24 protein-coding genes and 1 tRNA gene are annotated in these 26,157 nt (G+C 72.1%); 15 read left to right on the top strand and 10 right to left on the bottom strand.

The window, feature by feature from the left end; translation table 11 throughout:
• Positions 1–76 precede the first annotated feature (76 nt).
• Positions 77–1,450, bottom strand: a complete 1,374-nt coding sequence (locus E2L08_RS08825; RefSeq protein WP_133396707.1) for a substrate-binding protein — start codon at positions 1,448–1,450, stop codon at positions 77–79.
• A 229-nt stretch (positions 1,451–1,679) separates the two neighbouring features.
• Between E2L08_RS08825 and E2L08_RS08820 the strand changes: the two genes are divergently transcribed.
• From E2L08_RS08820 to E2L08_RS08800, 5 genes are all read left to right on the top strand, one after another.
• On the top strand, positions 1,680–2,999 hold the full coding sequence (locus tag E2L08_RS08820) for a helix-turn-helix domain-containing protein (RefSeq protein ID WP_133396706.1): 1,320 nt from the start codon (positions 1,680–1,682) through the stop codon (positions 2,997–2,999).
• A gap of 45 nt (positions 3,000–3,044) precedes the next feature.
• A complete protein-coding gene (locus E2L08_RS08815) occupies positions 3,045–3,437 on the top strand; it encodes a response regulator transcription factor (RefSeq protein WP_133396705.1) in 393 nt (130 codons plus the stop codon).
• Positions 3,434–3,757 (top strand): hypothetical protein, encoded by a 324-nt coding sequence (locus E2L08_RS08810; RefSeq protein ID WP_133396704.1) that lies wholly within the window; start codon positions 3,434–3,436, stop codon positions 3,755–3,757. The genes E2L08_RS08815 and E2L08_RS08810 overlap by 4 nt, the downstream gene beginning before the upstream one ends.
• Positions 3,754–6,429: an ATP-binding protein gene (locus tag E2L08_RS08805; protein WP_168771102.1), complete on the top strand. Its 2,676-nt coding sequence runs from the start codon at positions 3,754–3,756 to the stop codon at positions 6,427–6,429. Before E2L08_RS08810 ends, E2L08_RS08805 begins: the two co-directional genes overlap by 4 nt.
• 98 nt (positions 6,430–6,527) lie before the next feature.
• Entirely contained in the window at positions 6,528–7,463 is a 936-nt protein-coding gene (locus tag E2L08_RS08800; protein ID WP_168771095.1) for a FliM/FliN family flagellar motor C-terminal domain-containing protein, read from the top strand.
• A 15-nt stretch (positions 7,464–7,478) separates the two neighbouring features.
• Here the strand turns inward: E2L08_RS08800 and E2L08_RS08795 are convergent, their stop codons facing one another.
• Positions 7,479–7,904, bottom strand: a complete 426-nt coding sequence (locus tag E2L08_RS08795) for a protein tyrosine phosphatase family protein (protein ID WP_133396702.1) — start codon at positions 7,902–7,904, stop codon at positions 7,479–7,481.
• Positions 7,905–8,076: 172 nt separating this feature from the next.
• Between E2L08_RS08795 and E2L08_RS08790 the strand changes: the two genes are divergently transcribed.
• Positions 8,077–10,044, top strand: coding sequence for an enoyl-CoA hydratase/isomerase family protein (locus E2L08_RS08790; protein ID WP_168771094.1), 1,968 nt, complete (start codon positions 8,077–8,079; stop codon positions 10,042–10,044).
• Here the strand turns inward: E2L08_RS08790 and E2L08_RS08785 are convergent.
• Entirely contained in the window at positions 9,943–10,158 is a 216-nt protein-coding gene (locus tag E2L08_RS08785) for a hypothetical protein (RefSeq protein WP_133396700.1), read from the bottom strand. The two genes, E2L08_RS08790 and E2L08_RS08785, sit on opposite strands and share 102 nt — an antisense overlap.
• A gap of 138 nt (positions 10,159–10,296) precedes the next feature.
• Between E2L08_RS08785 and E2L08_RS08780 the strand changes: the two genes are divergently transcribed.
• From E2L08_RS08780 to E2L08_RS08770, 3 genes are all read left to right on the top strand, one after another.
• Positions 10,297–10,560, top strand: coding sequence for a DUF2312 domain-containing protein (locus E2L08_RS08780; RefSeq protein WP_133396699.1), 264 nt, complete (start codon positions 10,297–10,299; stop codon positions 10,558–10,560).
• Between the two features lie 126 nt (positions 10,561–10,686).
• Positions 10,687–12,363 (top strand): ABC transporter permease, encoded by a 1,677-nt coding sequence (locus E2L08_RS08775; protein WP_133396698.1) that lies wholly within the window; start codon positions 10,687–10,689, stop codon positions 12,361–12,363.
• Between the two features lie 44 nt (positions 12,364–12,407).
• Positions 12,408–12,484, top strand: a tRNA-Thr gene (locus E2L08_RS08770).
• A gap of 9 nt (positions 12,485–12,493) precedes the next feature.
• Here E2L08_RS08770 and metG read toward each other — a convergent pair.
• Together metG and E2L08_RS08760 are read right to left on the bottom strand one after the other, a co-directional pair.
• Positions 12,494–14,203, bottom strand: coding sequence for a methionine--tRNA ligase (gene metG / locus E2L08_RS08765; RefSeq protein ID WP_133396697.1), 1,710 nt, complete (start codon positions 14,201–14,203; stop codon positions 12,494–12,496).
• A gap of 148 nt (positions 14,204–14,351) precedes the next feature.
• On the bottom strand, positions 14,352–14,954 hold the full coding sequence (locus E2L08_RS08760) for an ImuA family protein (protein ID WP_133396696.1): 603 nt from the start codon (positions 14,952–14,954) through the stop codon (positions 14,352–14,354).
• A gap of 111 nt (positions 14,955–15,065) precedes the next feature.
• Here E2L08_RS08760 and E2L08_RS08755 point away from each other — a divergent pair, with 111 nt between their 5' ends.
• Positions 15,066–15,668 (top strand): lipocalin family protein, encoded by a 603-nt coding sequence (locus tag E2L08_RS08755; protein ID WP_133396695.1) that lies wholly within the window; start codon positions 15,066–15,068, stop codon positions 15,666–15,668.
• Here the strand turns inward: E2L08_RS08755 and E2L08_RS08750 are convergent.
• The 3 genes from E2L08_RS08750 to E2L08_RS08740 form a co-directional block, all read right to left on the bottom strand.
• The gene (locus E2L08_RS08750) at positions 15,656–16,354 is read right to left on the bottom strand and encodes an NUDIX hydrolase (RefSeq protein WP_133396694.1); all 699 of its coding nucleotides are present in this window, start codon (positions 16,352–16,354) and stop codon (positions 15,656–15,658) included. The two genes, E2L08_RS08755 and E2L08_RS08750, sit on opposite strands and share 13 nt — an antisense overlap.
• The gene (locus E2L08_RS08745) at positions 16,327–16,737 is read right to left on the bottom strand and encodes a DUF983 domain-containing protein (protein WP_133396693.1); all 411 of its coding nucleotides are present in this window, start codon (positions 16,735–16,737) and stop codon (positions 16,327–16,329) included. Before E2L08_RS08745 ends, E2L08_RS08750 begins: the two co-directional genes overlap by 28 nt.
• Before the next feature lie 97 nt (positions 16,738–16,834).
• The gene (locus E2L08_RS08740) at positions 16,835–18,250 is read right to left on the bottom strand and encodes a diguanylate cyclase (protein ID WP_133396692.1); all 1,416 of its coding nucleotides are present in this window, start codon (positions 18,248–18,250) and stop codon (positions 16,835–16,837) included.
• 145 nt (positions 18,251–18,395) lie between these two features.
• Between E2L08_RS08740 and E2L08_RS08735 the strand changes: the two genes are divergently transcribed.
• The 4 genes from E2L08_RS08735 to E2L08_RS08720 all read left to right on the top strand — a co-directional run bounded on the left by E2L08_RS08735 (position 18,396) and on the right by E2L08_RS08720 (position 21,946).
• On the top strand, positions 18,396–18,674 hold the full coding sequence (locus E2L08_RS08735; RefSeq protein WP_133396691.1) for a DUF3572 domain-containing protein: 279 nt from the start codon (positions 18,396–18,398) through the stop codon (positions 18,672–18,674).
• Positions 18,671–20,290 carry a DUF4153 domain-containing protein gene (locus tag E2L08_RS08730; RefSeq protein ID WP_133396690.1) on the top strand — a complete coding sequence of 540 codons (1,620 nt, stop codon included), beginning with the start codon at positions 18,671–18,673 and terminating at the stop codon, positions 20,288–20,290. The genes E2L08_RS08735 and E2L08_RS08730 overlap by 4 nt, the downstream gene beginning before the upstream one ends.
• Positions 20,291–20,351: 61 nt before the next feature.
• Positions 20,352–20,942, top strand: a complete 591-nt coding sequence (locus E2L08_RS08725; RefSeq protein WP_133396689.1) for a heme NO-binding domain-containing protein — start codon at positions 20,352–20,354, stop codon at positions 20,940–20,942.
• Positions 20,939–21,946: a GGDEF domain-containing protein gene (locus E2L08_RS08720; protein WP_133396688.1), complete on the top strand. Its 1,008-nt coding sequence runs from the start codon at positions 20,939–20,941 to the stop codon at positions 21,944–21,946. Before E2L08_RS08725 ends, E2L08_RS08720 begins: the two co-directional genes overlap by 4 nt.
• A 52-nt stretch (positions 21,947–21,998) precedes the next feature.
• On the opposite strand, the gene E2L08_RS08715 is transcribed toward E2L08_RS08720, so the two are convergent.
• Positions 21,999–22,805 (bottom strand): lytic murein transglycosylase, encoded by an 807-nt coding sequence (locus E2L08_RS08715; protein ID WP_133396687.1) that lies wholly within the window; start codon positions 22,803–22,805, stop codon positions 21,999–22,001.
• A 129-nt stretch (positions 22,806–22,934) separates the two neighbouring features.
• Between E2L08_RS08715 and mnmH the strand changes: the two genes are divergently transcribed.
• A complete protein-coding gene (mnmH, locus tag E2L08_RS08710) occupies positions 22,935–23,978 on the top strand; it encodes a tRNA 2-selenouridine(34) synthase MnmH (protein WP_133396686.1) in 1,044 nt (347 codons plus the stop codon).
• A 7-nt stretch (positions 23,979–23,985) separates the two neighbouring features.
• Here mnmH and selD read toward each other — a convergent pair whose 3' ends face one another.
• A complete protein-coding gene (gene selD, locus E2L08_RS08705) occupies positions 23,986–26,151 on the bottom strand; it encodes a selenide, water dikinase SelD (protein WP_133396756.1) in 2,166 nt (721 codons plus the stop codon).
• Between the last annotated feature and the right edge of the window lie 6 nt (positions 26,152–26,157).

Here is a 26,157-nt window from a genome sequence, read left to right as displayed (position 1 = left end):
CGTTTCGCGTCGAGTAGCGTTATCGAGATCGGGTCGGGCCGCGCGCCCCTCGCGGGGGGCGCGGCCCTGAGGCGCGTCAGGCGCCCGGATTGCACTCGCCCAGTTCGCCGCCGGCGAACATCGGGTGATCGTGCGGGTAGGTGACGGCCTCGGTGGGGGTGACTTCGACGATTTCCACGAGATCGAACTCGTTCTCGGGGTTCTCCTTGCCGCGCACCACCACGACATCCTTGAAGCACTGGTGATCCTCGGCCCGGTAGAGCGTCGGCCCGTTGCCCAGCCCGTCGAACTCGAAGCCCTCGAGCGCCTCGACCACGGCGCAGGGGTTGAACGAGCCCGCGCGCTGCACGGCATCCGCATAAAGCAGCGTCTGCACGTAGCAGGTATGGGCGGCCTGGCTGGGCGGGAAGCCGTATTTCTCGCCGAAGGCCTGCACGAAGTCATTGGTGCCTTTGTACTTTTCGCCGAGCTGGTTCTCGAGCTTCCAGTCCCAGTTCTGCGAGCCGGGGATGCCGGCGATGTTCTGTCCGGCGCCGCGGGCCATCAGCTCGGAATAGAGCGGCACGACGATCTGGAAATCCTTGCCGTTGGCCTGCGCCTCCTTGAGGCCGAACTGCACGGCGTTGGTCAGCGAGTTGACCATGTTGCCGCCGTAATGGTTGAGGAACAGAACGTCCGCGCCCGATTGCAGGACCGGCGCGATATAGGACGAGAAATCGGTCGAGGCGAGCGGGGTGAGGACGTTGTTCACCGTCTCCCAGCCAAGCGCCTCGGTGGCGGCCTGCATCGATTCCTGCGTGGTCCAGCCCCAGGTGTAATCGGCCGTCAGGTGATAGGCCTTGCGGTCGTTGCCATAGAGCGACTCGAGCACGGGGCCCATCGCCGCGGCGGACTGGTAGGCGTTGAAGAAATGCCGGAACCCGTTGGCCTTGCGGTCCTTGCCGGTGGTGTCGTTGGAATGGGTCAGACCCGCCATGAAGATGATCCCGGCCTCCTGGCACAGGCCCTGCACGGCGACGGCGACGCCCGAGGACGAGCCGCCCGAGATCATGATGACGCCGTCCTTCTCGATCATCGAGCGGGCCGAGGCGCGCGCGGCGTCGGACTTGGTCTGCGTGTCGCCGGTGACGTATTCGACCCTCTTGCCGAGGATGCCCGACCCCTCAAGCGCCTGGCTCGAGAAGGTGCTGAGCATCCCGCCGTCGCCTTCGCCGTTGAGATGCTCGACCGCCAGTTCAAAGGCGCGCAGCTCGTCCGCGCCCTCGTCGGCATAGGGGCCGGTCTGGGGCACGTTGAAGCCCAGCGTGACCGTGCCGCCGGTGGGCGCGTTGGTAAAGCCCTGCTCCTGCGCCCAGGCGGCGCCGGTGAACAGCGTCGGCGTGGCCAGCGCGGCCCCGGTCGCCGCCCCGGTCTTGAGCAATCTGCGGCGCGAATAATTCGAAGACGACATACGTTTCCTCCCAGATGTATGACGCATGGGCCCGAGACGGCCCTGCGGCTGCCGTGTAAATCCCGGCATGGGCGCATCATCGCGGCTGCCATGCCGCCCCACAACTGCGGGGTGAGCGGAGGGGCGCAATTCTGTCAACGGATGGACATTGCAGCGCCGCATTTTGTAAAGAAGTTTACGCGCACCTGCGAGACGGGCAGGCGCGCCCGGCACGGGGGGGGGCATCGACATGGCCAGGGGCGACGGGCCGGCGGCACGCGAGAACGGGGCTGGCGCACGCATCCGGGCGCGCCGCCTCGCGCTGGGGCTGAAACAGGTCGAGACGGCGCGCGCCGCGGGCATCTCGGCGTCCTATCTCAACCTCATCGAACGCGGCCGCCGCCCCATCGGCGGCAAGCTGCTTTCGGATGTCGCCGCCGCGCTGGGCGTCCCGCCCGCCGAGCTGCGCGAGGGGCCGGGCCGCCGGATCGTGGGGGCGCTGGCGCGTGCCGCGACCCTGCTGGGACCGCGCCCCGCCGCCGATCCTGCCAGCGCCGACGAGATGGCGGGGCGCTATCCCGGCTGGGCGGGGTTGATCGCCGCGCAGGACGACCGCATCGCCGAGCTCGAGCGCACCGTCGCCGCGCTGTCGGACCGGCTGGGGCATGACCCGGTGCTGTCGGCCTCGGTCCATAACGTGCTGTCCTCGGTGACGGCGATCCGCTCGACCGCGGGCATCCTTGCCGGGGACGAGACGCTCGATGCGCAATGGCTGGCCCGCTTTCACCGCAACCTGCACGAGGACAGCCGCAAGCTGGCCGATACCGCGCAGGCGCTCGCCGCCTATCTCACCGCGGGCGAGGCCGCGCAGGCCGATGCCATCGCGCCCCAGGAGGTGGCCGAGCTCTGGCTCGCCCGGCACGACGCGGGCGAGACCGCGCCCGAGCCCGAGGGCGCGGCCGGCTGGATCCTGCGCCGCCAGCTTGCCCGCCGCGCAGAGGATGCCCGCGCCTTGCCCGACGCGACGCTCGCCGCGCTGATCGCGCGCCACGGCCCCGACCCCTTTGCCGTCGCCGCCGGTGCGGGCTGCGCGCTCGACCTCGCGATGCGGCGGCTAGGCACGCTGCCCGAGGCCGCGCTTGGCGCGCCGGTCGGGCTGGTCGTCTGCGACGCCGCCGGGGCGCTGACCTATCGCCGGGCGGCGCCGGGCTTCGAGATCCCGCGTTTCGGCGCGGCCTGCGCGCTCTGGCCGGTGTTCGAGGCGCTGCATGGCGGCCCGCGGCCCGTGGCGCGGCGGCTGCGGCAGGGCGGGCGCGAGCAGCGCCCCCTCAGGGCGTGGGCGGTGGCCGTGCAGGCCCAGCCCGACGGGTTCGACCGCCCCGGCACCGCCGAGGCCACGATGCTCGTCGTGCCCGAGGACCTGCTGAGCGGCCGCGACGCGCCGCGTGCCGCGCCGGTCGAGATCGGCTCGACCTGCCGGCTGTGCGCCGTGGCGCGCTGCGCCGCGCGGCGCGAGCCCTCGGTGCTCGCCCCCGATGGCGTTTTGACAGCGGGCGAGACCGCGGTCTAACGTCACGCACGGCCCCCGCGCGGGCGAAGAGGGAGGACGCCGCCTTTGGGCGACACCAGGACGGTCCTGCTGGTCGAGGACGAACCGAACATCATCGAGGCCGTGCGCTTTATCCTGACGCGCGGCGGTTTCCATGTCGCGACCCATTCCGACGGGGCCGACGCCGCCGAGGCGGTGCGGGTCCGGCGCCCCGATCTCGTGATCCTCGACGTGATGCTGCCCAACCGCTCGGGCTTCGACATTCTCGAGGATCTGCGCGGCGGCGACGATCCGGCCGCGGTGCCGATCCTGATGCTGACCGCGCGGGGCCAGACGCGCGAGCGCGAGATGGCGTTGCGGCTCGGCGCCACGCAATTCATGACCAAGCCCTTCTCGAATGCCGAGATGCTCGAGGCGGTGCGCGCGCTCTGCGCCGCCCCGCAGGGCGACGCGCCGTGACCCCGCCCGCCGAGCCGCCCTTTGTCGACCGCAGGCTCTATCGCCGGCGGCGGCTGATGGATGCGGCGCGGCTGCTGCCGGTGCTGGGCGCGGTTCTTTTCGCGCTGCCGGTGCTGAACGCGGCGGCGCCCGAGGGCGCGTCCACCGCGCGCACGGGGCTGTTCCTTTTCGCGGTCTGGGGCGGGCTGGTTCTCGTGGCGGGCGTGCTGTCGCGCGCGCTGGCCGGCCCCGAGGGCGCGCCGCCGGGGCCGCAGGCCGCCCCCGACGACCGCCCCCCACCCCCGGCGACCGCCCCCCGTCCGGCCGAGCCGAGGTGCTGACGGCAAATTTCCTCGTCGGCGCGTGTCTTGCCTATGTCGCGCTTCTCTTCGTCGTGGCCTTTGCCGCCGAACGGATGACCGCGCAGGGCCGCGGCGAATGGCTGACCGGGCCGGTCATCTACACGCTGTCGCTGTCGATCTACTGCACCGCCTGGACCTTTTACGGCGCGGTCGGATACGCGGTGCGCTCGGGGCTCGAATTCGTCACGATCTATCTGGGCCCGACGCTGGTGCTGATCGGCTGGTGGGCGGTGCTGCGCAAGCTGGTGCGGGTGGGCCGGTCGCAGCGGATCACCTCGATCGCCGACCTGATCTCGTCGCGCTACGGCAAGTCGACGGCGCTGGGGGCGCTGGTCACGATCCTCGCGGTCGTCGCGACCACGCCTTATATCGCGTTGCAACTGCAATCGGTGACGCTGTCGTTTTCGGTCATCGCCGGATCGGACAGCGACGATCCCGGTTCGATCTCGCTTATCGTGGCCATCGGGCTTGCGGTGTTCACCATCGTTTTCGGCACCCGCAATCTCGACGTGAACGAACGTCACAGCGGCATCGTTACCGCCATCGCGCTCGAGGCGGTGGTCAAGCTGGTCGCGCTGCTCGCGGTGGGGCTCTACGTGGTCTTTGCACTGGGCGGCGGTCCCGCGGGCATTTTCGCGCGGATCGAAAGCTCGCCCATCGCCGAGTGGCAGGTATCGTCGGGGCGCTGGATCGGGCTCACCTTCCTGTCGGCCGCGGCTTTTCTCTGCCTGCCGCGGATGTTCCAGGTGCTCGTGGTCGAGAACCGCGACGAACGCCACCTCGCCACCGCGGCCTGGGCCTTTCCCGCCTACCTGCTGGCGATGAGCCTGTTCGTCGTGCCCATCGCCGTGGTCGGGCTGGGCCTGCCCGGCGCCGGCGACAATCCCGACCTCTTCGTGCTGACCGTGCCGCTGAGCCAGGGCGAGGGCGGGCTTGCCATGCTGTCCTTCCTCGGCGGCTTTTCCTCGGCGACCTCGATGGTGATCGTGGCCGCAATCGCGCTGGCCACGATGATGTCGAACCATATCGTCGTGCCGCTCTGGCTACGGTCGGGGCCGCAACGGGCCATGATGTCGGGCGACGTGCGCCGCGTCGTGCTGATGGCGCGCCGGTTCTCGATCATCGGGGTCCTCGCGCTGGGATATCTCTATTATCGCGTGTCGGGGGGCGGTGCGGCGCTGGCCGCCATCGGGCTGATCTCCTTCGTGGGGATCGTGCAGATCCTGCCCGCGCTCATGGGGGCGATCTTCTGGCGGGGGGGCACGCGGACCGGCGCGGGCATCGGGCTGGGGCTGGGGTTCGCGCTCTGGGCCTGGACGCTGTTCCTGCCGTCCTTCGGCGCGGGCGGCATCCTGCCCGCGGGCGTCGTGGCCGAGGGGCCGTGGGGCATCGGCTGGCTGCGGCCCGAGGCGCTGTTCGGGCTGGAGGGGCTCGACCCGGTGCTGCACGCGCTTTTGTGGTCGCTGCTGGCCAATGTGGCGGGGTTCGTCGCCGGCTCTCTGGTCAGCTTTCCCGCGCCGATGGAGCGGATGCAGGGCGCGGCCATGGTCAACGTCTTTCGCAGTGGCGCCGCGCTGAGTTCGTGGCAGCCCAGCCGCGTCGACAGCGAGGATCTGCTCATCATGGTGCAGCGCATCCTCGGCCCCTCCGAGGCGCAGGCCATGTTCCAGGCCGAGGCCGCGCGGCAGGGCAAGCAGGGCTACCTGCCCGACGCGACGCCCGGTTTCGTCGAGCGTCTCGAGAAGGAGCTTTCGGGATCGGTCGGCGCCACGACCGCGCATGCGATGATCGCGCAGTTGACCGAAGGCAGCGTCGTCTCGGTCGAGGAACTCATGCGCGTGGGCGAAGAGACGGCGCAGATCATGGAATATTCCGCCCGGCTCGAGGCCCAGTCCGACGAGCTGTCGCGCACCGCCCGCCAGTTGCGCGACGCCAATGCCAAGCTCACCGCGCTGTCGATCCAGAAGGACGCCTTTCTCAGCCAGATCAGCCACGAGCTGCGCACGCCCATGACCTCGATCCGGTCCTTTGCCGAGATCCTGCGCGACGGCGACGGGCTGGCCCCGCGCGAACGCGCGCGGTTCTCGGGGATCATCCATGACGAGGCCGCGCGGCTGACACGGCTGCTCGACGACCTTCTCGACCTGTCGGTGCTGGAAAGCGGGCAGGTGACGCTGCATCCCGCAAGCGAACGGCTCGACCGGATCCTCGACCGCGCCGTGGCCGCGGCCGGTGTCGAGGGTGCGCTGCGCATCCGCCGCCGCGGGGCCGAGCATGTCCACCTCGTGACCGATCCCGACCGCCTGGCGCAGGTTTTCATCAATATCGTCGCCAATGCCCGCAAATATGCCGAGGCGACGACCCCCGAGCTCACGATCTCGGTCCGGCAGGAGGGGGGCGCCGTGCTGGTCGATTTCATCGATAACGGCGACGGTATCCCGGCCGAGGCGCAATCGTTGATCTTCGAGAAATTCTCGCGCGCCGACAATACCGAGGCCGCGGGCGGCGCGGGGCTGGGTCTCGCCATTTGCCGCGAGATCATGGCCCGGCTGGGCGGCAGCATCGACTACCTGCCGGGGCAGGGCGGCGCGGCGTTCCGCGTGCGCGTGCCGCTGCGCATGGCCCCGCCCCGCGCCGAGGCCGCCGAATAGGGCCGGCCCGCCGAAAATCGCCCGCGCGTTCAGGATTTGGAAACCCGCGCACGCCAAGGATGGGGATGCGCGCACAACGATCCACTCCGGGACAGGACATGACCAGCGAATCGGCTCTTCGCCGCAAGCTATCGACGCCCCCGCGGGCCGAGGCGCTGCCGCGCCTGACCCCCGAACGGGTCTGGCGCCGCGCGTTCGAGTTCGGGCTGGGCCGCCAGCCCGGCGTCGCAGTGCGCATCGCCGCGGCCGAACGCGGCCTCGTCCACCCGCCCGAGGTGGCCGCGATGGTCGAGGCGGGCGACCTGGCGCTGCTGCTCGACGGGCCCGACGGCTATGGCGCGGCGATCGTGCCGCGCGGGGTGCTTGCGGGGTTGATCGAACGCCAGACGCTGGGCCGCCTCCTGTCTCGCCCGGTGCCCGACCGCGCGGTGACGGCGGTCGATGCGGCGCTTGTGGCCGATCCGTTCGACGGGGTGCTGGCCGCGCAGGAAACGCTGGCCGCCGAGCTGTCGGGCGCGGGGATCGCGGCGGGGTTCCGCTATGCCGCGCCGGTCGCCGACCCGCAGACGCTGCCGCTGTCGCTGGCCGATGCGCCGCATGACCTGTGGCGGTTCGACCTCGCCCTGGGCGAGGGCACGGCGCGCAGCGGGGTGGTGCGGCTGATCCTGCCGCGCCCGGCCCCCGCGCCCGCCGCCGCATCCAGCGCGGCCAGCCATTGGGCCGGGCGGCTCGAGGCGCGGGTGCTCGACGGGCGGATCGCGCTCGACGCGGTGCTCTACCGCACCGAGATGGAGGTCGCGCGCCTGCGCGCGCTTGCGGTGGGCGACACGATCCGCCTGACGCGGCGCGACCTCGACGGGGTCGCGATCTGCGCGGCCGGGGGGGTGCAGGTGGCCACCGCCCGGCTGGGCCGGGCCGGCGGGGTCAAGGCGGTCAAGATCGGCGCGCCGGTCTCCGAGATCTTCACCCTCGCCTCCGACCCCGCGCCGGACGCGCCCGCGTCCCTGCCCGACGCGGGCGAGGCCCCGCCATAAAGGCGCCGGGCCGGGTCAGCCCCCGGCGGCGCGCTCGATCTGAGGCCGTAGCCCGCGCAGGTCGAACCCGGCTCTCGCCCCCGCCTCGAGGATCTCGTCGGTGGGGCGGGTTCCCGCCTGCGACAGCGCCCAGACCATCGCACAGCGCATCCCCGACCGGCACCAGGCCAGAACCTTGCCGTCCGCCTCGGCCACGGCGCGGCCCTGCGCATCGACCTCGGCCTGCGTCAGCCCGCCATTCTCGACCGGGATATCGTGATAGACCAGCCCCGCCGCCTCGGCCGCCGCCCGCATCGCGGCGGCCTGCTCGGACGGCCCGACCTCGTGATCGGGGCGGTTGTTGATGACGGCGACAAAGCCCATGCGCGCCAGCTCGGCCATGTCCTCGGGGGCGATCTGGGGCGAAACGGCATAGTCGGATGTCATGTGCAGCGGTGTCATCGCGGCCTCTCCCTCGTGCTCGGCATGTCTCTGCCCATCGCTAGCACGGCCCGCCGCGCGAGACGAGCGCGGTTGCGCGCCCGACGCCCAGCCTTCAGGATGCGCGCATGTCCGACGCGCCGCTCCCATCGCCGACACGCCCCGCCTGCCGCCCCGCGCAGGGCTGCCGCGCATGAGCCGACCCATGCCCGACCGCATCGCCACGATCCTGCTGCCGCGCCGCATCGACCGCGCGGGCGTCGCCCGGCTCGAGGCCGAGATCGCGGCCGTGCTGGGCGGAACGGGGCCGGCCGCGGCCGGGGCGCTGATCCTGTCGGGCGCCTCCGAGGCGTTCTGCCTCGGGCTCGAGGCCGACGCGGTCGAGGATGACACGCCGCGCCGCATCGCCCGCGCGCTGACCGCGGCCCGCATCCCGACCATCGCCGCGCTGAACGGGCCGGCCTGCGACGCCGGGGCCGAGATCGCGCTCGCCTGCGCCGCGCGGGTCGCCGTGCCCGAAGCGGCGATCCGTCTTGCCCCGCTGCGCGCCGGGGTGCTGCCCGCCGCGCTGGGCACGCAGACGCTGCCCCGGCTGGTCCCGCCCGCCCGCGCGGTCGAGATGCTGTGCGAGGGGCGCGCGGTCACGCCCGCCGACGCGCCGCCGGGGCTGTTCGATCGCATTGGCCCCGAGGCGTTCCGCCTCGCCTCGGACCTGCTCGCGGCGGGCGGCGGCGCGACCCCCACGCTCGACCGTCCACCCCCGGCGGCGGGGGCGCTGCTCGACGCGACCGATGCCGCGCGCGCGGCCGATCCGGGCGATCCGCTGCGCCGGGCGCTGTGCGACTGCATCGAGGCGCTGGTGCTGCTGGGTCCCGGCGCCGGCCCCCGGATGGAGGCGACCCTGTGGCGCGATACGCTCGCCCTGCGCGCGAGCCACGGCACCCGCCGCATCGCCGCGGCCGAGGCGCGGCTGCGGGCGGGGGCCCCCGCGCCGGTCACGCGGCTGGGGGTCGTGGCGCAGGGGGTGCAGGCGGTTCCGCTCGTGCGCGAGGCGCTCTTGGCGGGGGCGCATGTCGAACTCGTCGCGCTCGACCGGGCCGATCTCGCCGAGACGGCGGGCGCCATCGCGGGCGATCTGGCCGCCCGCGCCGAGGCGGGCGGCGCCGCGGCGGAACTGGCGCGCGACGCGCTGTCGCGTTTCGGCTTCGGCGAGGATCTGGCGCCGCTCGCCTCGGCCGAGGCGATCCTCATCGCCGGGATCGACGCAGAGCGGCTGCGTCACGAGGTTCTGGCCGCGCTCGACGCGCTATGCGGCGACGCCGTGCCCGTCGCGATCTGCGAGCCGCCCGGCCCCGAGATCGAGGTGCCCGCCGCCCGTGCCGCGCTGGTCGTCCATCCCGCGGCGGGGCTGGCCGAGATCGTCACGGGCCCCGTCTTTGCCGCGCCGCTGGCGCCGCTGGGGGCGGTCGCGGCCCGGCTGGGGCTGATCCCCGTCACCGCCACCGCGACGGGCATCGTCGCGCAGCTTGCGCGCGCCTCGCGCGAGGCGGTCGAGGCGATGGTGATGCTGGGCGCGCGGCCCGACCGGATCGACGCGCAGCTGTCGGCCGCCTATGGCACCGCCCCCTGCGCCCCGGCATGGGAGGCCGCGCGCCACCTGTCCGGCGGGTCGATCCTTGCCGTCATGCACCGCAAGGGGCTGGAGCTTGGCGATGCGCCGCGCCTGTCGGCGGGTCTGCGCCGCACATGGGAGATCGAGCAGGCGACGCCCGATGCCGCCGCCATCGCCGAGATCTGGCTGGCGATGACCGCCGCCGCCGCGTCCGAGCGGTTGCTGACCGACGGCGCCGCGGGGGTCGAGGCGGTGGACCTGGCCTCGCTCGCGGCGCTCGGGTTGCCGCGCCGGTCCGGCGGCGTGCTGGCCTTGGCCGAGGCGCATGGGCGGGGTCAGCTGTGGTCGCGGCTCGACGAGTTGCACGAACGCGGCGTCGCCGACCCGCCGCCCGACGAGATCGCGCTGCGCCCGCCCGCGCCGTATCCGCTGGGCGATCCGCCGGGTCTAGCCGATGAGGATGCCGACGATCACCACCATCAGCCCCAGCATGGACAGCATCAGCGCCCCGAGGTTCCACGCGACGAGCCCGCGCAGCCGGGCGCGTAGCGCCGCGTCGTCGAGCCCCGCGCGCCGCAGCCGCATGGCCGAAACGATGCAAAAGACCAGCCCCGCGAGCCCCGCGGCCGACAGGGCCGTTCCGATCCAGATGAGTGTCGTCATGGCCGCGGGGCTAGACCGGCTGGATGGCGCCCGCAAGCCCGATCCGCCCTTGCCGCCTTTCGCGCGCGCTTCTAACAGGGGCGCATCGCGGCGCCCCCGGCCGGCGCCGGCCCCCAGATCCACCAAGCGAGAGCCTGCATGTCCGACGCCTCAGTCACCGAATCCAGCTATCACATCGCCGCCGACGAGCTGCGCCAGTTCATCGAGCGCTACGAGCGGCTCGAACAGGAAAAGCAGGATATCGCGGATGCCCAGAAAGAGGTGATGGCCGAGGCCAAGGGCCGCGGCTACGACACCAAGGTGATGCGCAAGGTCATCGCGTTGCGCAAGCGCGACAAGAACGACATCGCCGAAGAAGAAGCGATGTTGGAAATGTACAAGCAAGCCCTCGGGATGGACTGATATTTGCGGTATCTTGTTCGATAAGTGACATCGTGACCGGGCGGCGGGCCGCGGCGTCCTTCGGCCGCAATCCCGCGGCCCGTCCCGCCGCTGGACAAGACGCCGCCGCCCGGACTAGGTGAGGGCATGTCCGACCGGATCGCTCAAGATTTCGCGCGCCCCGATGGAAAGGGGCCGGCCCGGCGCCGTCTCCTTCCCGACGGGTGGAGCGTGGGCGCCGCCCTGATCGCCGCCATCGTGCTTTTGCCGGTGGCCTCGGTCCTGTGGCTGGCGACGCACCCCTCGGGCGCGATCTGGGGCCATCTCATCAGCACGACGCTGCCCCGCTATCTCGGCAATTCGCTGACGCTTATGGCAGCGACGGGGGCGGCGGCGGCGGTCATCGGCACGGTCACGGCTTGGCTCGTGGTCATGTACCGCTTTCCGGGGGTGCGCTGGCTGGAATGGGCGCTTTTGCTGCCGCTGGCGATCCCGGCCTATGTCGGCGCCTATGCGCTGGTCGATTTCCTCGAATATGCCGGGCCGGTCCAGACCGAGCTGCGGCGCGTGATGGGGTGGAGCTCGGCCGCCGATTACAGCTTTCCCCGCATCCGCTCGGGCTGGGCGGCGGTTCTTGTGCTTTCGCTGGCGCTATACCCTTATGTCTACCTGCTCGCCCGCGCCGCCTTTCGCGAGCAATCGACCACCACGATCGAGGTCGCGCGCGCGCTGGGCGCCGGACCGCTCAGCCGGTTCTGGCGCGTCGGCCTGCCGCTGGCCCGGCCCGCCATCGCCGTCGGCGCGGCCATCGTGATGATGGAGACGATCAACGATTACGGCGTGGTCGAGTATTTCGGCATCCAGACCCTGACCACCGGCATCTTCACCGTCTGGCTCGAAAGCCGCAATGTCGGCGGCGCGGCGCAGATCGCCTGCGTCATCCTGGCGGTGATCCTGGCGCTGGTCCTGCTCGAAAAGATCTCGCGCCGGCGCAGTCGGTTCTACGCCATGTCCCGGTCCGAAAGGCGCCCCGAACGCGCGCCGCTTTCGGGCTGGCGCGCCCTGGCCGCGTGCCTCGCCTGCCTGCTGCCCTTTGGCCTCGGCTTCGTGCTGCCGATGGGCGTGATCGCGGGCCACGCGGTGGGCGAGGGGGATCGCTGGCTCGATCCGGGTCTCGCGCGGGCCTTCTGGCACACCGTCTCGACGGGGGGGGCGGCGGCGGTGCTGACGGTCGGCGCGGCGCTGTTTCTCGTCTATGGCGTCCGGCTCAGCCGCCGCGCGCTGCCGCGGCTCTTGCTGCCCGCGACGACAATCGGCTACGCGGCGCCGGGCGCGGTGCTGGGGCTGGGGCTGCTGATCCCGCTGGCGGCCTTCGACAACCGGCTGGCCGACGCGATCTTATGGGTCACGGGCGTCGATCCGGGGCTGATGCTGACCGGATCGGCCGCCGCGATCGTGCTGGCCTACGTGGTGCGGTTCTTTGCCATCGCGCAGGGCGCGGCGGATTCGGCCATGGGCCGCGTATCGCCCAACCTGCCGCTGGCCGCGCGCACCCTCGGCCAGAGCGCGGGGGGGGCGCTGCGCCGGGTCTATCTGCCGATGATCCGCGGGTCGGTGGGCACGGCGCTGTTGCTGGTATTCGTCGATTGCGTCAAGGAATTGCCGGCGACGCTGCTGTTGCGGCCGTTCAACTACAACACGCTGGCGACGCGGGTCTACGAGCAGGCCTCGCTCGAGCGGATAGGCGACGCCGCGCCGGCCGCGCTCTTGGTGACGGCGGTGGGGCTGGCGGCGGTCGGAATCATGGCCCGCGCCAACCGCTAGACCGGCTTGCCCAGCGCGGCCGCGGCGGCTATGGCGGGCGCGTTGCCGGCGTAGCTCAGTTGGCCAGAGCGGCGATCTTGTAAGTCGAGGGTCGGGGGTTCGAATCCCTCCGCCGGCACCAGTTTTCCCGTCAGTCGCGCCGCCCCGCAAAGCGGGTGGCCCAATCCTCGCGCTGGTCGTCGGTGATCTTGTCGAACAGGTTGTCGGGTACCGCAAAGGCGTGGCCGGGGGCGAGCGCGTCGAGAAATCCGGGCACGTCGTCGGGCCAGGCGGCATCGGCGTTCATCGCCTCGAGCATGGCGCGGCTGGCATCGGGGATGAAGGGGCCCGACAGCACGGCATAGAGCCGGACGAGGTTCAGAGACAGCCGGATCTGCGCCGCGGCGCGGTCGGGATCTTGCTTGAAAACGGCCCAGGGAGCGGCCGATTGCAGGTATTCGTTGCCCGCGGCCCAGATCGCGCGCAGCTCGGCCGCGCCCTTGCGGATCTCGATGGCGTCCATATGCGCGGTATAGGTGGCGATCCGCGCCGTCAGATCCGCGATCAGCGCCTGTTCCTGCGGACCGTATGCGCCGCCCTCGGGGACGGTCTCGCCGAATTTCGAGCGGCAGAATTTGGTCACGCGGCTGACGAAATTGCCCAGCACGTCGGCGAGGTCGCGATTGCTGGCAAGCTGGAAGCTCTCCCAGGTGAACTCGGCATCGCTGGTTTCGGGCGCGTTGCGCAAGAGCCACCAGCGCCAGTAATCGGCCGGCAGGATCGACAGCGCCTGGTCCATGAACACGCCGCGTCCCTGGCTGGTCGAGAACTGGCCGCCATCGTAATTGAGGTAGTTGAACGACTTGATGTAGTCGACGAGCTTCCAGTCCTCGCCCGACCCCATGATCGTGGTCGGAAAGGACAGGGTGTGGAAGGGCACGTTGTCCTTGCCCATGAATTGCACGTATCGAACATCATGGGCGCCGTGATCGGTTCTCCACCACCGATACCAGTCCTTTTGCGACAAACCCCGCTCATCCGCCCATTCATGGGCGCAGGCGATGTATTCGATCGGGGCGTCGAACCAGACATAGAAGACCTTGCCCTCCATCCCCGGCCAGTCCTGCGTGCCGCGCTTGACCGGCACGCCCCAGTCGAGATCGCGGGTGATGCCGCGGTCGCGCAGCCCTTCGTCGAGCCATTTCAGCGCGATCGAGGTGGTGAGCGTCGGCCAGTCGACGCGGGTCGTGATCCAGTCGCGCAGCCGCTCGGCCATGGCGGATTGGCGCAGGTAAAGATGCTTGGTCTCGCGCGGCTCGAGATCGGTCGAGCCCGAGATGGCCGAGCGGGGTTCGAGCAGGTCGGTGGGGTCGAGCTGCTTGGTGCAGTTCTCGCACTGGTCGCCCCGCGCGCGGTCATAGCCGCAATTCGGGCAGGTGCCTTCGATGTAGCGGTCGGGCAGGAACCGCCCGTCGGCGGGGGAATAGACCTGCGTCTCGACGACCTCCTCGATCAGCCCCTCGGCGTCGAGCCGCCCGGCGAAATGCTGGGTCAGCGCGTGGTTCTGCGGCGAGGACGACCGCCCGAACTGGTCGAAGGACAGGCGGAACCCGTCCGACAGTTTTTTCTGAACGGTCCACATCTCGGCGCAATACTCGGCGACCGGTTTCCCGGCCTTGGCCGCGGCAAGCTCGGCGGGGGTGCCATGCTCGTCGGTGGCGCAGAGAAACAGTACCTCGTCCCCGCGCGCGCGGCGATAGCGGGCATAGAGATCGGCGGGCAGTTGCGAGCCGACCAGATTGCCCAGGTGCTTGATCCCGTTGATATAGGGAATTGCCGAGGTGATGAGCACGCGGTCCATGGGCAGCCTTTCGGGTGACGTTCGCCGGGGCGATGTATCGCGCGCCCGCGGCGATTGCCAGCACGGGCGTTCGCGTTCGGTCGACGCTTTGTCGCCCATGATCGGGGCCGGGGGCGATGCGGATGCGGTATGCGGTCTTGGGCCACGCTTATGCGGGGATGGGCGCGATCGTGCCTTGCGCGGTCACCGTCCAGCTTGCCGGGGGCGCCATGCGCGCGCGCAGCCGGTCCAGCCGCCAGGCCTCGCGGTCGGGTGTATGGCGGGGGGCCAGCGACCAGCGCGTCTCGATCCCGGCAGAGGCGCCTTCGGGCGTCAGCATCAACCCCAGCGGGGCGATGCCGCTGCTGGCCGCCCCCGCCTCGGCCGCCAGGTGCAGCCGCCGCACGGGCGTCAGCGCCACCGGATCGGGCAGGTCGGCCACCACCAGCGGCACGACGCCCGCGCGCAGCGATTCCTCCATCGACCAGAGCAGGTCGTCGGCGCGCGGGGCCTCGACATGGATCAGCCGCGCGGGGTCCAGCCCCGGCGGATAGCCGCAGGGGTTGAGCCGCGCGCGGCACCAGGCCGGCACGATCCAGAAGACCGGCCCCTGCATCCCCGCCGCCACCCAAAGCGCGAGCGTCCGGCGCGCGGGGCCGCAGAACTCGTGCACGCGGCCCGCGGCAAGCGTGAGATCCCCCGCCAGCCGTATCATGGCGGGAACGCGACGATGGCTGTCGCGGGTCAAAAGATGGGCGGCCTCGAGACTCATGTCGAGACGATGCCATGTTCTGCATACGTTCTCAACGCCCGATCTGTCGCATCCCGCGACGGCAGGCTAGGCTGCAGTCATCGCCGGTCGGGCGGCGGCAAGGGGGGCGACATGGATCAGGCAGCGCGCGACGGGGTCGATCCGGCGGGCCGGGGGGCGGGCCGCCTTGCACGGGCGGGGCTGCTGGCGCTGTTGCTCGCGGCCTGCTCGACCGAGGCGCCGATCCTGCCCGCGCCGGTCTATCGCGACACGGCGGCGCCGTTCGCCTCGGTCGCCGCTTTCGAACCCGCGCGCTTTGCCGGGCTGTGGTACGAGATCGCGTCCTATCCCACGCCCTTCCAGGCGGGCTGCGCGAACACCCGCGCCGAATACACGCCGCGCGGCGATGGCGGGTTCGACCTCGTCAACCGCTGCACCCGCGGGGGCACGCCGGCGCAGGTCACGGGCACCGCCATGCCCGCGGGGCCCGGCCGGCTCGAGGTGCGGATCGACGCGATGCCGTTCCTGTCCTCGCCCTACTGGGTGCTCTGGGTCGACGAAGGTTATCGCACCGCGGTGGTCGGCGTGCCCTCGGGGCGGGCGGCCTGGATCCTCGACCGCTCGCCCGTGATCCCGCCCGACCGGCTCGCCGCCGCGCGGCAGATGCTGTCCTTTGCGGGCTACGACCTCTCGCAGCTTCGGATGACGCCGCAATCCGGCGATCAGGGGGTCTGAGCCTCGTCCAGCACGTAGCCATGCGGGGCGTCGTCGCGAAAGAACGGCACGCGCGGGGGCGGACCCAGATCGGGCAGGCGGGCGGCCAGCTCGGCCAGCACGACCGAGGTGATGAAAGGCAGGTCGAGATCGCGCGCCTCGTCCATCGCCACCCATTGCAGATGTGCCAACTCGTCCGACGCGTTCGAGAAATCGTCGGGCGCGGTCGACAGCGCCGCCGCGTCCAGCACGAAAAACCGCGCGTCGAAGCGGCGCGGATAGCCCGGCGGCGTGATCGCGCGAAACACGTAGCGCAACGCCGAGGCGTCGGGGCGCAGCCCGGCGGCGCGGTAACCCTGCCAGTCGGGCGGCGCATCGGGCCAATCGCCGGGGCGGCCGACCAGTTGCCCGGTTTCCTCCCACAGCTCGCGCAGGGCGGCGGCGGCCAGCGCCTCGGGCGTCGCCTCACCGGGCCGGTCGAGCCGGCGGCGATCCACCGCGCCCAGCGGACGGGCAAGCGCGATGTCGCCGTCGCCCGCATCCACGGCCCCGCCGGGAAAGACGAACTTGTCGGGCAGAAAGGCCGCCGCCCGCCCGCGCTGCCCCATCAGCACGCGCGGCGAACGCGCCGCGTCGCGCAGGACGATCACCGTGGCCGCGTCGCGCAGACGATCGGCGCTCAGAACCCGTGCATCCGCCGTGCCCATTGGAATCCCACCATCATGCCCTTGATCCGGGGCAGCAGATACAGCGACAGCCCCACGCAGCCGATACAGAAGATAGTCGCCAGAACAATGGGTTCGGGGCGAAAGCGAACAAAGACGATATGCAGGAACGGGGCCATCAGGTGCCCCACGATCAGGATCGTCACATAGGCCGGGCCGTCATCGGCGCGCGCATGGCTCAGATCCTCGCCGCAGACGGTGCAGGTGCGGCGCAGCGTGAGATAGCCCCGCAAAAGCGGCCCCGCGCCGCAATTGGGACATTGCCGCCGATAGCCGCGCGCCAATGCGGGCCTGAGCGGCCGGTCGGCGGTGTCGTCCTGCGGCTCGGCGACGGATCGGGTCTGCGGGGCGGAATGGTCGGACATGCGGCACACCTTCGGGCAAGTCGAACCGTCATAAGCCCATCATGGCTGCGTTGTTAGGGGTGGCATGGGCCGCTGCGCGCGTTTGTCGCGAAGCGTGTCACGCCGTCCGCTGGGCGTCGACATGGCCCTGCCGCGCCGCGAGATGGGCAAGGCATCCGCCCTGCGGCGACAACACCGACCGGTTCCGCCCGCCGTTCTTGGCCGCGTAAAGCGCCTCGTCGGCCAGTGCGATGGCGGTGCGGGCGGTCACGCCGCTCAGGCATGCGGCGCCCAGGCTCACCGTCAGGTTGATCGGCCCGGCCGCGGTCGGCACGGTATGCCCACCCACCGCCTCGCGCAGCCGCTCGGCCGCGGCCAGCAGTTCCTGCGGCGAGGTGTCGGGGATCACGACAAGGAATTCCTCGCCGCCGAACCGCGCGACGAGGTCGATCTCGCGCACGCTGCGGGCGAGGGTGCCGGCGACATCGGCCAGCACCATGTCGCCGATCAGGTGCCCGAAGCGGTCGTTGATCGCCTTGAACCCGTCGAGATCGGCCAGGATCACGCCGAAACCGCGCCCTGCATCCTGCGGGCGGGTGGCCAGCGTCTCGAGATGCTGAAGCGCGTAGCGGCGGTTCCAGAGCTTTGTCAGCTCGTCGCGCGCTGCCAGCGCCAGCCCCGCCTCGAGGTTCTCGCGCAGCCGGTCGAGCGCCAGCTTGTCGGTCAGCGCCCGCCCCACTGTCAGCGCCTTTTCGCGCGGGCTGGCCCCCGAGGGCACGACGCAGGACGCCCCGAGATCGAGCGCCATTGCCGCGGCGTCCTCCTGCTCGGCGCTGTATTCCACGACGATGGCGGCGCGGCGCGTGGCGGGCCGGGCGCGCAGTTCGGACAGGATCCAGAGCGTCTGTTCGCGCGGATCGGCCCGGCGGGGCAGGATCACCAGGTCGGGCGGCGCCGCGCTGTCGGCGCGCGCCAGCAGCGTGTCGTCATCGGCCAGCTCGATCTCGACGGCCAGGTCGCCCCGCAGCGACCGGATCAGCGCGCCGGTCTGCGCGCGCGATCCGCCCGCGGCGATGGCGCGCGGGCGGCGGTCGAACCCGTCGGCCATCTCGGCGAATCCGAGCCGCGCTGCGGTGGCGTTCTGGCGGTAGAGCTCGGCGCGGGTCTCGTGCGCGCGTACCAGCGCGCGGGCATGGGTCAGCAGCCAGGACCGGCGCACGGGGCGGTCGAGAATCGCCACGGCCCCCCGTTCGAGCCAGGCGCAACGCTGCGCGGGTGTCGCACCGTCGCAGATCACCGCGACCGCGGGGGGCGGCAGCTCGGGCAAGGGCAGGGCGTTACCGAACGCGCCGAGATGGCTTTCGGCCGCCGCCTCGTCGAGCAGGACCAGATCCACCGCCGCCTCGCGGTGCAGCTCCAGCGCGGCCGCGCCCGATCCGACGGCCGTCACGTCATAGCGCGCGGCGGTCAGCGCGGCCTTGAGCGCGATCCGGCTCGTTGCGGCGCAATCCGCGATGACAACACGGCGTGGCATGATGAATCTGGCACCTCCTTGCGGGGCTGGACGCGGGGGCGCATCTCGTGATGACACAAAGATGCCGCTATCTGGTTAACAAACCTTTACCATTGCGCGAGATGCCCATGCCAATTTGTTTACCCGACGCGCGGGAAACCGCCCCATGACCCCCGAATCCGCCCGCATTGTCGCCGAAGACGCCCTGTTGTGGCTCGCGCGCACCGACGATCTGCTGTCGGTTTTCGTGGGCGCCACCGGAATCGCGCCCGACCGGCTGCGCCACGCCACCGAAGAGCCCGAGACGCTCGCCGCCGTGCTCGACTTTTTGCTGATGGACGATGACTGGGTCACGGGGTTCTGCACCGAGGCGGGTCTGGCCTTTGACACGCCGATGCGGGCCCGCGCGGCCCTGCCCGGCGGAGAGGCCGTGCATTGGACATGACCGGCCCATCCCGGCCCTCGCGCGCGCGCGCGATCCATATAAGCCTCGGCGCCGGGCTCGGGGCGCTGGCCTCGGGGGTGGACCATGCGCTCGGTGCCGGGGCCGTGCCCGCCCGGTTCGAGCTTGCTGCGCTGGCCGCCTTTGCCGCGTTCGCCCTTGGGCTTTTCGCCATGATCGGGCGCGCGCCGCTTGCGCGGGGCGGGGCGATCGCCCTTGCCGCGGCCGCGCTGGCCGGCGGGGCGGCGATCTGGGCGGGGCTGCGCTATGCGCCCCCGGTCACGCTGCCCGACCGCTATGTGCCGCTCGTGATCGTGCTGATCGCGTTGCCGCTGCCCCACCTCGTCGCCATGGCCCGCCGCGACGATCCGCTTTCCCCGGCGGTGTTTCACGACGAGGCGGCCGCCCTGTGCCTGCGCGGCGCGGCGGCGGCGGCGTTCACCGCGCTGGTCTGGGGGGTGATCGCGCTGTCGGATGCGTTGCTGGGGCTGGTGGGGGTCGACCTGCTCGACCTCGTCGCGGCCCTTCCGGCGGGCGAATGGATGATCTCGGGTGCGGCGGCGGCGCTCGCGCTGTCCACGCTCGGGGCGCGCGCGCCGCGCATCGGGCGCAGCGCGGCCGGGCGTCTCGTGCCGCTGCTCGTGCCCGCGGCGCTGTTCAGCACCGGGGTTTTCCTGCTCGCTCTGCCGCTGCGGGGGTTGTCGGGGCTCTTTGACGGGGTGTCGGCGGGGGCTGTCCTGATGGCGACCGTCGCGACGCTGGCGGTGCTGATCGCCGTCGCACTGGGCGGGCGGCCCGAAGAGGCGGTCGCGGGCCGCGCCATGCCGGCCATGGTGCGCCTGCTCGCCGCGACGATCCCGATCCTCGCCATCTGCGCCGCGCTGGCGATCGGCGTCCGGGTAGGAGCCTATGGCTGGACGCCCGCGCGCGTCACCGCCGCCGCGGGTGTCGCCGTCGCGCTGGTGTGGGGCGCGGCCTGCGCCTGGGCCGTCCTGCGCCCCGGCGGTTGGGCGCACCGCCTGCGCCGGGTGCAGCCCGCGCTCGTGCTCGCCGCGCCGGCGGCGGCCCTGGCGCTGATGACGGTGATCTCGCCCGAGGCGATCTCGGCCCGCAGCCAGGTCGCCCGCGGCGCGGTGGGCACGCCTCCGCTCGACGCGCGCGACCGGCGGGCCATCGCCGGATGGGGCCGGGCCGGCGCATCGGCCGCCCGGTCCATCGGCCCGGCCCCGGATGGCTCGCAGCCCGACTGGCCCGAGGCGCTGGCCATCGTGGGCGACCGCGCGGCCGCGCAAAGTCTCATGGCCGGCAACCCCGAGCTCTCGGCCGAGGTCGTGCGGGCCTGCGCCATCGCGACGCCGCAGGGCCGCCCCGGCTGCGTGCTGGCCACGGTGCGCATCGACGGCGCCCAGGGCCCCGCGGCGGTCCTGGGCCTTGCGCGGACGCAGACCACGGCCGAGATCGTGATGCTCGGCGCCGACGACCGCGAATGGCGTCGCGCCGCGGCCGACCCCGTGCCGCTTTCCGATCTCGACGCGCTGCACCGCGACGGCGTCACGCCCACGCGCCGCGAGATCGATTCGCTAAAATTCGGCTCAACTGATCTGCTTCTTCTGCCCTGACGGTCACGGACCGTTTACCTGCGCGCGCTAGGGTAAGGCGTGGAACGGATGGGGAACGGATATGCGGGGATTGTTGGGGCGGGCCATGCAGGCCTTTGTGATCGAAAGCTACGGCGCCGCGCTGTGGGACGATATCGCGCGGCGCTGCGACGTGCCGGGCGGCGGGTTCGAGATCCTGCTGAGCTATCCGCCCGACCTGCTCGACCGGGTCGAGGACGAGGTCGCGCGCCGGATCGACCGCACCCGTGCCGAGATGCTCGAGGATCTGGGCGTGCATATCGTGGCGCGCCCCCATGGCGACGCGGTGCGCCGCCTGCTGCGGTTCAGCGGGGCGCGGTTCGGCGATTTCATCGAGAACCTGCCCGATCTGCCCGAACGGCTGCGGCTCGCCGTGCCGGGGCTCGACCTGCCGCCGCTCGACCTTGCCGCGGTGGCCCCGCCCGGCGCGGGCTGGATCGTCACGCCGGGCGATCCCCGGATCGTTCCGCTGCTCGTGGGGGTGTTGCGCGCGATGGCCGACGAACACGGCACCCTCGCCCTGGTCGAGGCGACGCGCGACCGGCGCGGCATCGACGTTTCGCTGCTTTGCGCCGAACACGGGGCGGCGCGCGATTTCGCGCTGGGCGGCGGGCTGCGCGGGGCGGCGCGATGACCGTGCTCGACCGCGCCGCGCGCGACACGCTGATGCCGATGCACGTTCTCGCCGACCCGGACGGGCGCATCCTGTCGACCGGCCCCACGCTGGCGCGCATCGCGGGCGAGATGCAGCTTGCCGGGCGCGACCTGCTGTCGGTGCTGCCGGTCTCGCGCCCTGCGGGGATCGTGTCGGCCGCCGATCTGCGCGCCGCCTCGGGGCGGCTCTTGTGGCTGCGGCTGGGGCTCGGCGGCCCCGAATTGCGCGGCGTGGTGGTGGAGACGGGCGAGGGGGGGATGCTGCTCGACCTCGCGCTGTCGCTGCCTGCCTTGTCGGGGATCGACGCGCTGGGCCTTTCGGCCGACGATTTCGCGCCGACCGACCGCACGCCCGACACGCTGTACCTGCTCGAGGCGAAATCCCTTCTGTCGAGCGAGGCTGCACGCCTCATCGCCCGGATCGAGGATGCCCGCGTCACCGCCGAGGCGCAGGCCGGCACCGACCCGCTGACCTCGCTGCGCAACCGGCGGGGGCTCGACGCGGTGCTCGCGCGCCTGCGCGAGGGCGCGGCGCCCTTTGCGGTGACGATGCTCGATCTCGACGGTTTTAAGGCGGTGAACGACCGGCTGGGCCATGCCGCGGGCGATGCCCTGCTGGTCGAAACCGCGTCGCGCCTGCTCGGGGTGACGCGCGGGGACGATATCGTCGCGCGCACGGGGGGCGACGAATTCGTCGTCGTCTTTCCCGACCTCGCCGCGCGCGACACGCTCGCCGATATCGCCGCGCGGATCATCGCCGCGCTCGAACTGCCGGTGGTTCTGGGCGACGACCGCGCGCGGATCTCGGCCAGCCTCGGCACGGCGCTTTCCACCGACTACGTGCTGCCCGATCCGGCGCGGATGATCGCCGATGCCGACCGCGCGCTCTATGCCGCCAAGGAAGGCGGGCGCGCGCGGCATGTCTTTCACACGCCGCGCCACGGCCGGTCCGCGCGCAAGCCGGTCGAGGGGCCGGATGGCTAGCGCCGCGTGGGATCGGGCCGGGGCGGGCGACCGCGGCCCCGGCGCGGCGGGTCTAGCCGTCGATTCGACTGGCCATGATTGCGATGGCCTGCTGGTAGACGGTGGCCGCGTTCCACTGCTGGATCACGCCGAAATTGGCCTGCCCCTGCTGATAGCCCGCGCCCGGCCGCCAGCCTTTCTGGCGCAGGAAATTCGCGGTCGAGGCAAGGGCGTCGACCTCGTTCGTCAGGTCCGCGCGCCCGTCCCCGTTGCCGTCGACGCCATAGCGCAGCGCGTTGCCCGGCAGGAACTGGGTATGACCGAGCTCGCCATGCTTGGCGCCGCGCGCGTTGGGCGAGATCATGCCGCGATCGACCATCATCAGCGCGCCCATCGCATGGGGCGTGAAGAACCCAGAGCGCCGGCAATCATAGGCCAGCGTCGTGATCGCCGAGACCACGTTGGAATTGCCCATGAACCCGCCGAAACCGGTCTCCATCCCGTGGATGGCGATGAGCACGCCCGCTGGAACGCCGTAGCGCTGCTCGAGCGCGGCATAAAGCTGCGGGTTCTGCGCCTTGCGCTGGCGGCCCTGCGCCACGATCGTATCCGCGCCGCGGATCTGCATGAACTTGTCGAGGCTGTAGCGGAAACTCTTTTGGTTCCGGTCGGCGTTGATCGTGTCCTGGTTGTAGCTCGTGGCCATCAACGCCTGAAGACCGCGTTGGCCGACCCCCTGGGCCTGCGCCTCCTGGGCGAATTGCTGTTTCCAGGCATCGAACCCGGCGGCGGTGTTGCCGCATTGCGCGGCGATGGCGGAACCGCTGCCGAGAACGAGCGCGCAAAGCGCCGCGGCTGCGAGGCGGGTGGTGGACAACATGGCAGACTCCAATGAAAGACGTCATGGCAATCGTAGCGGGGATGTTATGGCCTTCAACTCCTGTGGTGAAGCCCGAGTTCACGGAAGGGTGCCGCGCCGCGCCCGCGGCGGCCGGGATATGCGCGCCCGATGAGCTTTGCGCCGCATTCCCTCGAGGCGCTGCGCGGGGCCGGGTTCGACGCGGTGATCGACGTGCGCTCGCCCTCGGAATACGCCGAGGACCGGGTGCCGGGCGCGATCAACCTCCCGGTGCTGGACGATGCCGAACGCGCCCGGATCGGCACGGTCTATGTCCGGCAAAGCGCCTTTCTGGCGCGCAAGATGGGCGCGGCACTGGTGGCGCGCAACGCCGCCGCCCATATCGAGGGGCCGCTTGCCGGCCATGGCGGCGGCTGGCGACCGCTCGTCTATTGCTGGCGTGGCGGGCAGCGCTCGAATTCCTTCGCCTCGATCCTGTCGCAGATCGGCTGGCGCGTCTCGGTGCTCGAGGGCGGGTATCGCGGCTACCGCGCGCTGGTGAAAGAGGCGCTTTACGACCGGGTTTTCGCGCCGCGTACGGTGCTGCTCGACGGGTTCACGGGCACGGCCAAGACCGCGATCCTGCGCCGCGCGGGCGAGATGGGCGCGCAGGTGATCGACCTCGAGGGGCTCGCGAATCACCGTGGGTCGCTGTTTGGCGGGCAGGGCGGGCAACCGGCGCAAAAGGCCTTCGAAAGCGCGCTGGCCCAGGCGATCGGGACGCTCGACCCTACGCGGCCGGTGCTGATCGAGGCCGAATCGAGCAAGGTGGGCGACCGCGTCGTGCCGCCGTCGCTGTGGCGCGCGATGCAGACGGCGCCCCGCATCGTGATCGAGGCACCGCTGGCCGCCCGCGCGGCCTATTCGCTGCGCGACTATGCCGATATCGCCGTCGATCCCGCGCGGCTCGATGCGACGCTCGACGCGCTGGTGCCGCTTCAGGGGCGCGAGCGGGTCGCGGCCTGGCGCGCGCTGGCGGCGTCGGGGCAGCTCGGGGATCTGGCCGCGGCGCTGATGACGCATCATTACGACCCGCGCTATGCCCGGCAATCGGGGCGCGAGACGCGCCGCGTCGCTGCCCGGCTGCGGGCCGAACGGCTCGATCCGGCCGAGATCGACGCGCTGGCGGCAGAGGTCGTCGCGCATCTCGGCTAGGAGCGCGCTATGACGCCTCGATCCCCGGCGGGCCGTCCCCGAGCGTGCCGATCCGCGCAGCCAGCCCGCCCGCGTCCTCGACGGCCGCGCAGATCGCGCCGGCCCGTTCGGGCGGCAGAGCGGCGAGAAACCCGCCCGCGGTCTGGGGGTCGAAAAGCAGCTCGCGCCGCGCGCCCTGCGGCCCCGCGATCCGCGCCGAGATCGCCGCGTTGCCCGGATGCAGGGTCGAGCGCACGCCCCGTTCCAGCAACTCGAGCGCGCCGGGCAGCGCGGGCAGCGCGCCCAGATCGATCCGCGCCGACAGCCCCGCCGCCTCGATCATCGCCATCAGATGTCCCGCCAGCCCGAAGCCCGTCACATCCGTGACCGCCCGCGCACCCTGCAACGCGCGCGCCACCGGGGTCGGATCGGCCGCCATCGCCCCGAGGCAGGACGCGACCCAGGCGCCCTTGGCCTCCAGCGCCATCTCGGCGGCGAGGATCGCCCCCGTCCCGAGCGGCTTGGTCAGCACCAGGACGTCGCCCGCCCGCGCCGCGGCCAGCGTCGTCGCCGTCCCCTCGACCAGGCCCGTCACGACGAACCCCGCCTGCATCTCGGGTCCGGTCGAACTGTGCCCGCCGGCGATGGGTGCGCCGATGGCGCGCAGCGCGGCCGTGCCCGCATCGGTCATCTCGGCGAGGCTGCGGCCCTGCAATTCGGGCGAGAGCGGCGGCAGGGTCAGCACCGCCAGCGCCGCCTGCGGCACCGCGCCCATCGCCAGGCAATCGCCTGCCGCGTGGATCGCCGCCACATGCGCCAGCAGCGCGGGGTCGGGCGTAAAGGCGCGGATCTGGTCGACGGTCAGCACCTGCCGCGCGCCGCCCATGGACAGGATCGCGGCATCGTCGCCCGCGCCCAAATCGACCCCCGCGCCGGGGGGCGCGAGGCGCGACAGCGCGCCCGCCAGAACGGGGCGCGCGACCTTGGCCGCGCAGCCGCCGCAGGGGGCCTGGGCGGTCAGCGGCTCCATCCCCTCGGCGCGCGGCCGGGGCAGGGGGGGGCGGTGCATGGGCGGCAGATCGGCCAGCCCGACCATGAACTTGCGGTCGATCCGGTCCTTCCAGCGCCAAAGCCACCCGCCGCCGATGCCAAGGGGCAGCCCCGCGCGGTCGGCCACGGCGGACCGCCCTCCGGTCGAGATCAGCTTGAGATACCCTGCCTGCGGGCGATATTCGCGCATCCTTTCGCCCGAGACGGCGGCGCGCAGGTTGTGCAGCAGCACCGGCGCCTCGCGCACCGCGAAAACCCCGGCCTTGGGGCGGGGGGCATGGGTCAGCGCGGCGCAGTCACCCGCGGCAAAGATCGCCGGATCGCGGCTTTGCAGGGTAGGGCCCACGGGGACAAAGCCGTGGTCGTCGGTCAGGCCCGACGCGTCGAGCCAGCCATGCGCGCGCGCCCCGGCGGCACCCACGCAGAACCGCGCGGCGATCTCGCGCCCGTCGGCCAGCACGACGCGGTCGGCCGCGATGCGCGCGACGCGAGCCTCCTCGATCAGGGCGATGTTCTGCGCGGCAAGCTCGGCGCGCAACCGCCGCGCCGCGCCGCGCCCGACCCCGTCGAGCGCGCGGCCCGCGTCGATCACCGTGACCGGCGCGCCGCCCATGCCAAACGACATGGCCATGGCCAGCTCGACACCGCCGACGCCGCCGCCGATCACCGCGATGGGGGCGGTCGCGTCGCCCGCGGCGCGCCACGCGGCCCAACGCTCGGCGAAACGTTCGAGCGGCTTGGCGGCCACGGCATGTTCGTCGAAGCCCGGAATGGCGGGCATCCGCGAATGAATGCCGATATCGACCGAGGCCACGTCATAGCCCACGCGCCGCGCCCCGAGAAACCGGTCGTCGATGGCGATCTCGCGCGTGGCGCGGTCGATGGCCGTCGCACGACCGAGGATCAGCCGCGCCCCCGCAAAGCGCACCAGCCGCACGAGGTCGATCTCGAGCGTGTCGCGATCGTAATGGCCCGCCACGTATCCGGGCAGCATCCCGGTATAGGGCGCGGTGGGGCCGGGGTTGACGACCGTCAGCCGCGCCCCCGGCAACGGGTCCATCCCCCAGCTTTTCAGCAGCAGGGCATGGGCATGGCCGCCGCCGATCAGGACAATGTCGCGGGTCGCGGGCAGGTCATGGCGCATCCGGTT

It is taken from the genome of Palleronia sediminis (genome assembly GCF_004358695.1).
GTDB lineage: Bacteria > Pseudomonadota > Alphaproteobacteria > Rhodobacterales > Rhodobacteraceae > Palleronia > Palleronia sediminis.
Note: the sequence above shows the minus strand (reverse complement) of the source record. Positions and strands in the feature narration are given on the sequence as shown.